The sequence below is a fragment of the Bacillus sp. V59.32b genome (genome assembly GCF_003429085.1).
In the GTDB taxonomy this organism is placed as follows: domain Bacteria; phylum Bacillota; class Bacilli; order Bacillales; family DSM-1321; genus Peribacillus.
Genome location: NZ_QVTC01000081.1, coordinates 39690 through 49147, shown reverse-complemented (window position 1 = coordinate 49147; position 9458 = coordinate 39690). Strand labels below are relative to the sequence as shown.

The window sequence follows — 9458 nt, the reverse complement described above, 5'->3', positions numbered from 1 at the left end:
TACGTCGACGCCAACACATCCTGTGTAAGTCCCGGAGGCGTGCCCTTTGCCGAGGAGGCCCGGACTGTCCGCGTAAAGCGAGGGCCTGGAGCGGAAATCAACGGATAATCAAAAGCTTAAACCACTTCTTTTGGTGAAGAACCGAAAAAAAGAAGATTTTATAATTTTTTCCTATTAGTGCCCACTAAAACATACAGACCCAACTTCTTTTGAAGCTTTTTTACATTAAAACAGTTGCTTTCTACACAATAAACCGTCAAGATTATGAAGGTAAGAACATTAAAGAAAAGAACTCGAAGGTGATTAACATTATCGAAGTAAAGACATCCCCACTCAGCGATGGGGAATTTAATAGAGGCGTGTTTGCGACAGTTGATATAGCAAAAGGTACGCTTTTTCATGTCGCACCAGTTATTCCTTATCCAAATAGGGAACATATGTTAATTGAGCACACGGTACTGGATGATTATGTGTTTGAGTATGGAATAAATCACTCTGCAATCGTGTTAGGGTATGGCAGTCTTTTTAACCATTCCTATGAGCCTAATGCCACATATGATATTAAATTTGAGAACCATACATTTGAATTCTATGCATACACAGATATAAAAGCAGGAGAAGAAATCCTAATCAACTATAATGGTGACGTTGATGACAAAGAGCCACTATGGTTCAATAAAGATGAGGATGGAGATGGCAAGGACGAATCCGAAAAATGATATTTTCTTAAGCATTGTATTCTTAGATTTCATTTTTTCATCGTTTAGTTATTTGTAGTATCACCTTGCATCGGTTACCCACTTAGCAGGAAACTCTTTTGTAACTACGGCCGATCCAATGACTGTATTATTTTTTAACAGCCTCCTGGTTTTGATTAGTCCTTTTGCCGGCAAGCTCAGGACATTTAATATCATGCCAAGGGGTTTTTTTATGCTCAAATCTCATTTCTTCCAATCCTTTAGTTCTATATAAAAGCCACAATTACGGTATTAACCAATGCCCGGTTCTTTAAGGTTTGACATTAAATTTCTCCATAAAGCAGGTGCAAGACAATGGATATCAAACATTTACAATATTTTATTGAGGTGACAAAATTTAATAGTTTTTCACGTGCGGCTGATCATTTGTATATCACCCAACCAACGATCAGTAAAATGATTAAAAACTTGGAGACCGAACTGGGAGTTCTTCTTTTTGAGCGGTCCCGGAAGAAATTGACCCTAACAGATGCAGGCCGAATCATTTTGGAGCAGGCAAAACTGATTAATCAAGCATTTAACAATTTGGAATCGGAATTGGATAACCTGCGTGGGCTGGAAAAAGGGCATATTCGCATTGGATTGCCACCTATATTTGATGCTCACTTATTTCTAAAAATAGTTGGTTCCTTTCATGAATTGCATCCGGGCATCACATTCCAATTGGTCGAAGATGGATCAAAGAAAATAGAAGAGGATGTGGCTAACAATCTTCTGGATGTAGGGGTAGTTGTCCTCCCTACTAACAACGATATCTTTCAGCATTTCTCATTCATGGAAGAAGATTTATTGCTCATCCTTCATCCATCACACCCATTAGCTGAAAATGAGGAAATAAACTTAGCAGATTTGGCCAATGAATCCTTTATCATGTTTAATAAGGACTTTGTTTTATACGATCGGATTATCGCCTCATGTAATCAGGCTGGATTCAACCCGCACATTATCTCCGAAAGTTCACAGTGGTCGTTTATTGAAGAAATGGTTGCCTCGAAACTAGGTGTATCTCTTTTGCCAGAAAGCATTTGCTCCCATTTAACGAAAGATGTAAAGCCAGTTAGAGTAGTGAACCCTTCAATTAGCTGGAACCTGGCGCTTATATGGGGAAAAGATCAATATTTGTCCTATGCTGCAAAAGAATGGCTTCAATTCACAAAAGAACGGCTTTTAAAGCCTGGTTTTTATTCATTTTCATAAACAAATACCCTGGCGATTCTGATTTTAAAGAATCGTCTTTTTTGTGCCGAAATTTCCCTATGCAATTAGGTTATACATGTAAGCATTTACATAGATTTTATCTATAGTAGAGATAAAATTTAACCATTTTACTATCCAAAAATAGGGGCGTACACTTGTGACAGGCACCAAATAACCTTTTTGGGGCCATGCATCTCGGATTTTGACATGAAAGGGAGCCACCTCATATGGAACCAAAAAAAGCTAAAGAAAGCCGTATTATTAATACTGCTCAAGTATTATTAACGGATTTAAACAACTATAATACCCTTTTTGGCGGAGTGTTAATGAAAAAGCTGGATGACGCCGCGACTTTATCTGCACGCAGACATTCCAGAGTAAAAGAATGCGTAACTGCTTCCACGGATTCGATCGATTTTTTATGTCCCATTCATCAAACTGATTCCGTCTGTGTCGAATCCTTTGTAACATATACAGGAACAACCTCGATGGAAATATTCTGTAAAGTGATCGCCGAAGATATTTTAACCGGCGAACGCAGAATCGCCGCTACTGCATTTTTGACTTTTGTAGCCCTGGGTAAGGATAAACGACCGGTTGACGTACCAGGCATCGTACCAGAAACAGAAGAAGAAATATTTCTTTATAATACCGGCAAGGAAAGAGCGGAGATGCGTAAATTCAGAAGACAGAAAAGTAAAGAATTAGCTGCTTATATTACTGTTAAAAAACCATGGGATGAATAAATAATAGGAGGCAACATTCATGATAACTTTATCAAGCCAAGATGAGTTACGAGAGACGAAAGAAGCTTTGGAGAAGTTAAAGAATTCTTATCCTGCCCTTTTTGAAAAGCTTGTTGAAGTGATTAATCTAACTCGCGCTTTGCAATTTAAGTATCAATATATGGGCTGTTTAATTATAGATGAGAATCCAGGCAATCATACCCCTAATTTTGTACAAGGATCTGTTTTACGCTTGTATAAAAAGGAATTGCAAAAGGTAAAAGATGATATGCATTGCCAAGTATTGAAAGAAGTGTTCACCGATTTCAGAAATGTGGGCTATGCCAAAATCAGCCTGTTAGCGATTGGGATGTCTCCTGAATCATTAACAGGAGCTTCCATTATTCAGTAACAAAGAACATTCTAACTAACAACACCCCACAACGCGTGAAAGGCTGTCCTCATCGGACAGCTTTTTTTATAATTCGCCGTCTTATTTATACGGCAGAAATCCATTGTAAAAACACTCTTTATCAATAGTCAAGATGTGAAACAATTGATAGAATGAAAGAGTAAATATTCCCAGTTAATTATGTGAATAGGAGTGAAAGATATGGGGCTAGCCCTGGAAAAAGATTATGTGGATTACTTTTCCCATAATAGTCATGAATTTCAAGATGAATTGTTAAATGAAGCCGTCAATGTACGTGATAAGATTAATGACATTTTGTTAGTCGGAAACATTGACCTCTTAAACAACGCCCATAAGCTGGTCATGTATGTACTTTCCGGAAAAGAAACGGAATTGGAAAAATTCTCTAATGAAGAAGGCGTATCGTGGGCAAGCCATAGTTTGACCTTATCTTTTAAGCTTGAGTGGGTTCAATCTATCCGCAGGACGTTGTGGAAATATCTACAACAATTTGAAGAAGAGAGAGAAGAAAATGCGTCTCATGAGGATTTTTTTAACCTTGAAAAACAAGTGAACGATCGTATCGACCAGTTCTTAAATGGTTTTTTCCTGAGTTATTCTAATTATAAGGATGAGTTGATTTATGCACAACAGGCTTTAGTTGAAGATCTTTCCGTCCCGATCATTCCCATTACCCCAAAAGTGTGCGTGCTGCCTTTAATCGGAAAAATGGAAATGTACAGGTCGAACAGAATCGAAGAGAAAGTATTGATGGAAATTGGAAAATTGCGAATTGAAACCTTGGTAATGGATCTCTCTGGCATCGCCCAAATGGAGACAGAAGTTATCGAGCATTTGATGAAGATCATCGACGGGACGAATATGATGGGATGCGAGTGTGTGATTACGGGGCTGCGTCCTGAAATTGTACGAAAAATCACCAGGATTGGGTTAACGTTTGAAGGGAAAGCGGAAACAAAAGCCACCCTGCAACAGGCATTGGAAGATTACTTGGTTTAGACCTAATAGCTTGTAAACTCGCAATTATGTCGCGCTGAATCCAAAGCTTATTACCAGCACAGGAATAAAGGACGAAAAAACGAATTTTCTTATAAAAAACCGCGTACCTGATAAAGGCATGCGGTTTCGTCATTTATTAATAGGCCAATACGCTCAGTTCTTCCATACCGCTGCAAGCTACCTTCCCTAAATATAAACCCTTTTATATATAAGAAGGTTCAACCCATTTACATCACATTATCTATACCCACGTTATTCTTTTTCATTGTTTATCCCCCTTCCCTTCATTAACCTTCATGTGTTTTTAATATATAAAATCTGTTGTATGCCCTCTTTGCTTTTTTAGCTAACCTGTCCCGTTAGCTTTAAAACAGTGTTGTTTACCAAAAACCACTTAGCCATTAGGAAAGACGGTTTGTGAATTATGATGCATTTTTGTGCTACATTCAGAATATCGGCAAACATTGGATAAGGCTTGCAAGTTGTCAGGCAAAGTAGGGAAGTTTATTATTGATATGAATTAAACCTAGTAGCGATTGTATTTTGAAAGGTGATTTTATGAGCTGGAATATGGAAGAAGTAGCAAAAAAGGTAACGGAACAAAAATACGAGCTAGCCGAAAAAATTACTGATATTCAGAACAATAAGCATCCGGAACAACAGGTACCCATTTCCACGGCGTTATTGGAAGAAAGAGTAAAATTGATTGATATGTACCAGGAACTATTGACCGATCCGCTAGAAGTAGCCTTGCAGAAAATTTCTGTCTGGGGAGAACAAACAGGGGAATACTGTTCCAATTTGGGAATGACCATTGATGTGGCTTTGGATGAATTGCCGATTTACCGTGAAGTGATGGCTGGCGTGATCACTCAGGAGGCTAAGGTACAACAGGCGTCGTTTGACGAGTACAGTGAGTCACTTACGAAACTGCACCGGATCATTGATCAGGCGGCTCAAAGCTTTAGTGAAGCGTTTGTGAATCATCACAATCGGTTAATGGAAACGGCCAGGGCGGCTCTCAATGAGCTATCGGTGCCCGTGGTCCCGCTTGAAGATGAAATCGCGGTTCTGCCCATTATCGGGACGATTGATACCGACCGGGCAAAATTCCTGATGGAAGAATCGTTAAAACAAAGCACCAAGTTAAATGTCTCCTATTTCATTCTGGACCTCTCAGGTGTGCCGATCATTGATACGATGGTTGCCCAACAGCTTTTCCAAGTCATTGATTCTTTGCGTCTTCTTGGAGTGGAAGCTGTCATCACGGGCATTCGTCCGGAAATTGCCCAAACTATGGTCAGTCTTGGGATTGATTTTAACAACATTAAAACCTATGCCACCCTGAAGCAAGCCTTGCATGCGTATAGGAAAACCGCACTGTGAAAAAAACAGGTACTATTCGAACAATTCTTTGATAGTAAGTTAAAAACAGAGAAATGCACAATCCACTGCCTGATCAAGGCAGTGGATTTTTATTAAAGGGTTAGAAATATTATGCTCAGAATATCTCAAATGCCTTGATAGCAAGTTAAGGTTTGTCAAATAGAAGTTATACTCCTTATAAGTGGTGCTATTTCTATATGTTAGTGTAATTAACCATCTAACACTAATCACTGCCTGCTAAGTATTCATTCCTTCTGTTATGCACGGTTTAGGTTTTTGTAGTTGCATTATGGTTAACATACCACCCATTATGATAAGAATTGTGTTAAACTTGATATATGAAATCAAATTATCTAGGGCATATTCGACTTTTCCTAGTAACTCTCTGCATAAAGGAAGGAGTATGATTATTGGAGAATATTAACGTTTTCCTGGATGACTATCGGAAAGCACCTAGTGGCTATGTGTTAGTCGAGACTATTGACGAGTGTATAGAGCTATTGCGAAATTTTAATATTGAACATCTCTCTTTGGACCACGATTTATTAAATAGAAGTAGGAATGGTTTGATGCTTGTACAAATAATGATTAAAGAAAAATTATTTGCTAACCGCATAACTATTCATTCTGCCAATTCAGTTGGCGGTAAAGCGATGTACAATAGTTTAAAACAGGCACAACGCGATTCTATAATGTCCCATTCCACTATTGTAGCTTTAAGACCACTACCCCTCCATTTCTTCCCGTCACATGTTCTGCAACATTATTTATAAATAAACTCATCTCTTTGACATTTTACCCACGGCATTCACTTTCATTTAAATCTATTAGTAGGGATTAAAACAAGAGTAAGCGACTTAGTCTCAAATGAAACCCTTGATTTTCCTTTAATCATAATAGAGACAGTAGTTAAAATGACTTCAAAGGACACTCTATCAGAGTTGCCCTCAGACTGTAGACAAACTGGATAAAATCGAGTTTGCCTGCGGTTATTTTTTTATTTGGCCTGTTAATGGGGTCTGTTGATTTCCGTTCCAGGCGCTTCGCGCACCTTAGGGGCGGGCGGTGAGCCTCCTCGTCGCATGCTCCTGCGGGGTCTCACCTGTCCCGCTGCTCCCGCAGGAGTCTTCGCGCCTCCACTCCAATCAACAGGCTTTTAAGACGGCAGCCGACAAGAAGCTGATCAGTGCCGAGCACCTTTTCATTGATTCAACACACGTAAAGGCAAGTGCGAATAAGCATAAGTTTGCCAAGAAAGTGGTCTGTAAGGAAACACGTGCCTATCAGGGGAAGCTCCAAGAGGAAATCAATCAAGATCGGGAAGATCACGGAAAAAGACCTTTTCCTCCTGATAAGTTCGACAAGGAAGAATCAAAGGAAATCAAGGAGAGCACAACCGATCCGGAGAGTGGCTATTACGTCAAGGACGAGCGGACAAAACAGTTTGCTTACTCCTTTCATGCGGCCTCCGACCGCAATGGATTTGTCCTGGGAACGATTGTGACACCCGGCAATACGCATGACAGCCATATCTTTGAGCCGTTGGTTGAACAAGTAATCGGGAAGGTCGGAAAACCCAAAGCGGTTGCGGCAGGCGATGCTTACTTTCGCTGTCATGAATTTGAAGAAGATGGCAAACTGGACATGGCACGGTCCAGAAATGGCCTAATAAATAAGGCTAAGTGAGGTCCATTCACACTCAAAATAAGCAAAAATAGAATAATCACTAAAAAGGGGTTCGGAATGAGACCATTCCGAACCCCTTTTGTCGACAATCTGAGGACAACTCTATCAGAGTTGCCCTGTTTTAATCTTTGTTCAACTAATCGCTTTAAACATTTTAATTATTCGGATACATTTCTTTCAAAAACGCTACAGATTGGTTAATTAACGCTTTTAAAACATCAACATCAATGTCCGCTACTTTATTGATGTAGACACACGCTTTTCCAGTGGTATGCTTTCCAAAGTCCTGTAACAATTCCTCTCTTTTTTTATCACCCGTGGCAAAATACAAACTGATTTTGGCTTTTCGAGGTGAAAAGCCAACCATCGCCGCATCGCCTTCATGACCCGATTCATATTTATAATGGTATGAACCAAATCCAATGATACTCGGTCCCCACATTTTCGCTTTGTAGCCTGTCGTTTCAGTAAAAATATCTAATAATTTATATGCGTCTTCACGTTTTTTAGCGCTTTCGACATTTTCAATAAACTCAATGACACTGTTTTCGGTTTCTTTTGTTTTTAGTTCATACATAAATAGATTCTCTCCTTTTAGAAAATGGCTATTTCGTCCGTACCCACAACCGGGCGCCAAAATATCAGCAGCATGATTAATTTCAGGAAATCAACAGACATAATGGCTGATGAACATGGCTTACTCCCCAAAATTTCTCCCTCTTGAAACCGTTTGTTCCCAAGGGAGGCTGGAATACTAAATCACTAAACGAATGCCCTCACCAGCAACAGAATCCAGCTATGGTTTTACTCTTTAATTCAGCGTTCCAATATCCTGATATCCGTAAATGTTTGATTAAATAATTCGCTTCTTAGAAGAAGATTACCTAGAACATCTCTTTCATCCTCAGCTGTTATTAATTCCTCCAGGATAGTCGCATTTCCATTCTTTACAACTACTTTATATTCGTTCATAATGTCACCGCCTGCTTCAAGGTAATGTCTTGATTGTAATTACTTTTTACTCGCGAGGTTCAATTGCCAAGTGACTCCATATTTATCGGCAACCCAACCGAACTTTTCACTAAATGGATAAGCAGCTAACGGCATGAGAACTCCTCCATCTTCGGATAACTTCTCAAAAGCTTCATCAATTTCTTCCTCCGTATCACATGTTACATACAGCGATATAGCAGGAGTGAATGTAAATTCATGCTTAATGCTGCTGTCTATACACATAATCTCTTGTCCCTTTAGCGAAAATGCAGCATGTAACAGCTACCCTCGTTACCAGCTTCATTGGCCCCATAACGGGTAATACTCGTTATTTCTGATTGGTCAAATAGAGAGGTATAGAAATTCATTGCTTCTTCAGCCTTGCCCTCGAAGATTAGGAACGTGTGTACTTTTTGCATTTGGATACAGCTTCCTCCATTTTAATTCTCTTCATTTTTAAACCAAACAATGAAAAATTAATCTGATAAAAATACCGTTTCTGAACAGCGATAAAATAGTTAAAGTAAAATTATTTGATCGTTATTTAATAAGCTCAGCCATATCGTTAAATATATTTAGTATAAAAATAAAAGTCAACCATTTGAAAAAGAGAATTTAATCTTTACTTCCCGCTAGACGGCAATTGATATTCGATGACGCGCTTCATCTCTTCCATTTTTCCTATATGGAGTGCTTCATGCAACAACGCAAATCCGGCACATTCCCCATAAGTCTCAAATCCAAATAAAGGCTTTTCCAGCAGTGCATGTAAGCGTTCAGCTGGAATTTGTTGAAGACGGACCAACTGATCCTTTCAGGTGTGTGATAAGCTCGTTTGCGGAAGGTACATCCCCTTTCCAGTCAGCGGGTTTGGTACCAGGACCAAATAATCCGGTAAAGTTTGCCGGAAAATTGCTCTTTTTTGGTGAAATGCCGAACATAAAGTACTCAGTAACCGTTAATATATAGCCGATATGCCATTGAATTGTATTGTTGAAACCAGCCGGCTGTACATTCACTATTTTCTCCGGGACTGATTCTGCCACTTCAATACACCAACCTCTTGCGAGCTCAAATTGCTTAAACACCAGTTCAGTCATACCTTTCTCTCCTTTTATATATAGTGATTCCATGCTAGCACGCAGTATATGAATACGTTCTTATCGATTGCTATATTGAGCTTTACGAATTAGGTGCGAATAGTTCTACCCCAAAATTCTTCAACAATCAATCTATTACCTTCTTTTACTAAAGATACAACGACCGGCAATTATCAACATG

General features: G+C 39.2%; 11 protein-coding genes and 2 pseudogenes. 8 read left to right on the top strand and 5 right to left on the bottom strand.

The genetic code is table 11. The annotated features are described in order from the left end of the window. Window positions 1–308 precede the first annotated feature (308 nt). Window positions 309–719 carry an SET domain-containing protein gene (locus D0463_RS16710; protein ID WP_117308512.1) on the top strand — a complete coding sequence of 137 codons (411 nt, stop codon included), beginning with the start codon at window positions 309–311 and terminating at the stop codon, window positions 717–719. 60 nt (window positions 720–779) lie between these two features. Here the strand turns inward: D0463_RS16710 and D0463_RS19515 are convergent, their stop codons facing one another. Next, window positions 780–938, bottom strand: coding sequence for a hypothetical protein (locus D0463_RS19515; protein ID WP_160118464.1), 159 nt, complete (start codon window positions 936–938; stop codon window positions 780–782). 114 nt (window positions 939–1052) lie between these two features. Here D0463_RS19515 and cidR point away from each other — a divergent pair, with 114 nt between their 5' ends. The 7 genes and pseudogenes from cidR to D0463_RS16675 all read left to right on the top strand — a co-directional run. Beyond that, window positions 1053–1955: a cidABC operon transcriptional activator CidR gene (gene cidR, locus D0463_RS16705; RefSeq protein WP_117308510.1), complete on the top strand. Its 903-nt coding sequence runs from the start codon at window positions 1053–1055 to the stop codon at window positions 1953–1955. 227 nt (window positions 1956–2182) lie between these two features. Further along, complete coding sequence (locus tag D0463_RS16700) at window positions 2183–2701, top strand: acyl-CoA thioesterase (protein WP_117308509.1); 519 nt, start codon at window positions 2183–2185, stop codon at window positions 2699–2701. Between the two features lie 19 nt (window positions 2702–2720). Continuing rightward, window positions 2721–3092 (top strand): hypothetical protein, encoded by a 372-nt coding sequence (locus D0463_RS16695; RefSeq protein ID WP_117308508.1) that lies wholly within the window; start codon window positions 2721–2723, stop codon window positions 3090–3092. 201 nt (window positions 3093–3293) lie between these two features. Further along, on the top strand, window positions 3294–4112 hold the full coding sequence (locus D0463_RS16690) for an STAS domain-containing protein (protein ID WP_117308507.1): 819 nt from the start codon (window positions 3294–3296) through the stop codon (window positions 4110–4112). A 558-nt stretch (window positions 4113–4670) separates the two neighbouring features. Further along, the gene (locus tag D0463_RS16685; RefSeq protein WP_117308506.1) at window positions 4671–5498 is read left to right on the top strand and encodes an STAS domain-containing protein; all 828 of its coding nucleotides are present in this window, start codon (window positions 4671–4673) and stop codon (window positions 5496–5498) included. 410 nt (window positions 5499–5908) lie between these two features. Continuing rightward, window positions 5909–6271 (top strand): cyclic-phosphate processing receiver domain-containing protein, encoded by a 363-nt coding sequence (locus D0463_RS16680; RefSeq protein ID WP_117308505.1) that lies wholly within the window; start codon window positions 5909–5911, stop codon window positions 6269–6271. 406 nt (window positions 6272–6677) lie between these two features. Further along, window positions 6678–7103, top strand: a pseudogene (locus D0463_RS16675) (transposase); the annotation flags it as partial. 235 nt (window positions 7104–7338) lie between these two features. Here D0463_RS16675 and D0463_RS16670 read toward each other — a convergent pair. The 4 genes and pseudogenes from D0463_RS16670 to D0463_RS16660 form a co-directional block, all read right to left on the bottom strand. Next, a complete protein-coding gene (locus D0463_RS16670) occupies window positions 7339–7761 on the bottom strand; it encodes a DUF1801 domain-containing protein (RefSeq protein WP_117308504.1) in 423 nt (140 codons plus the stop codon). 239 nt (window positions 7762–8000) lie between these two features. Then, a complete protein-coding gene (locus tag D0463_RS19510; RefSeq protein WP_160118463.1) occupies window positions 8001–8156 on the bottom strand; it encodes a hypothetical protein in 156 nt (51 codons plus the stop codon). Between the two features lie 39 nt (window positions 8157–8195). After that, window positions 8196–8596 (bottom strand): annotated as a pseudogene (locus D0463_RS16665) (VOC family protein). Between the two features lie 357 nt (window positions 8597–8953). Then, complete coding sequence (locus D0463_RS16660) at window positions 8954–9277, bottom strand: DinB family protein (RefSeq protein ID WP_367946591.1); 324 nt, start codon at window positions 9275–9277, stop codon at window positions 8954–8956. Window positions 9278–9458 lie beyond the last annotated feature (181 nt).

Bases quoted from the DNA above. Each gene is read 5' to 3' on its own strand.
- cidR (WP_117308510.1), top strand. From the start codon at position 1,053: ATGGATATCAAACATTTACAATATTTTATTGAGGTGACAAAATTTAAT.
- D0463_RS16700 (WP_117308509.1), top strand. From the start codon at position 2,183: ATGGAACCAAAAAAAGCTAAAGAAAGCCGTATTATTAATACTGCTCAA.
- D0463_RS16695 (WP_117308508.1), top strand. From the start codon at position 2,721: ATGATAACTTTATCAAGCCAAGATGAGTTACGAGAGACGAAAGAAGCT.
- D0463_RS16690 (WP_117308507.1), top strand. From the start codon at position 3,294: ATGGGGCTAGCCCTGGAAAAAGATTATGTGGATTACTTTTCCCATAAT.
- D0463_RS16685 (WP_117308506.1), top strand. From the start codon at position 4,671: ATGAGCTGGAATATGGAAGAAGTAGCAAAAAAGGTAACGGAACAAAAA.
- D0463_RS16670 (WP_117308504.1), bottom strand. From the start codon at position 7,761: ATGTATGAACTAAAAACAAAAGAAACCGAAAACAGTGTCATTGAGTTT.
- D0463_RS19510 (WP_160118463.1), bottom strand. From the start codon at position 8,156: ATGAACGAATATAAAGTAGTTGTAAAGAATGGAAATGCGACTATCCTG.
- D0463_RS16660 (WP_367946591.1), bottom strand. From the start codon at position 9,277: ATGACTGAACTGGTGTTTAAGCAATTTGAGCTCGCAAGAGGTTGGTGT.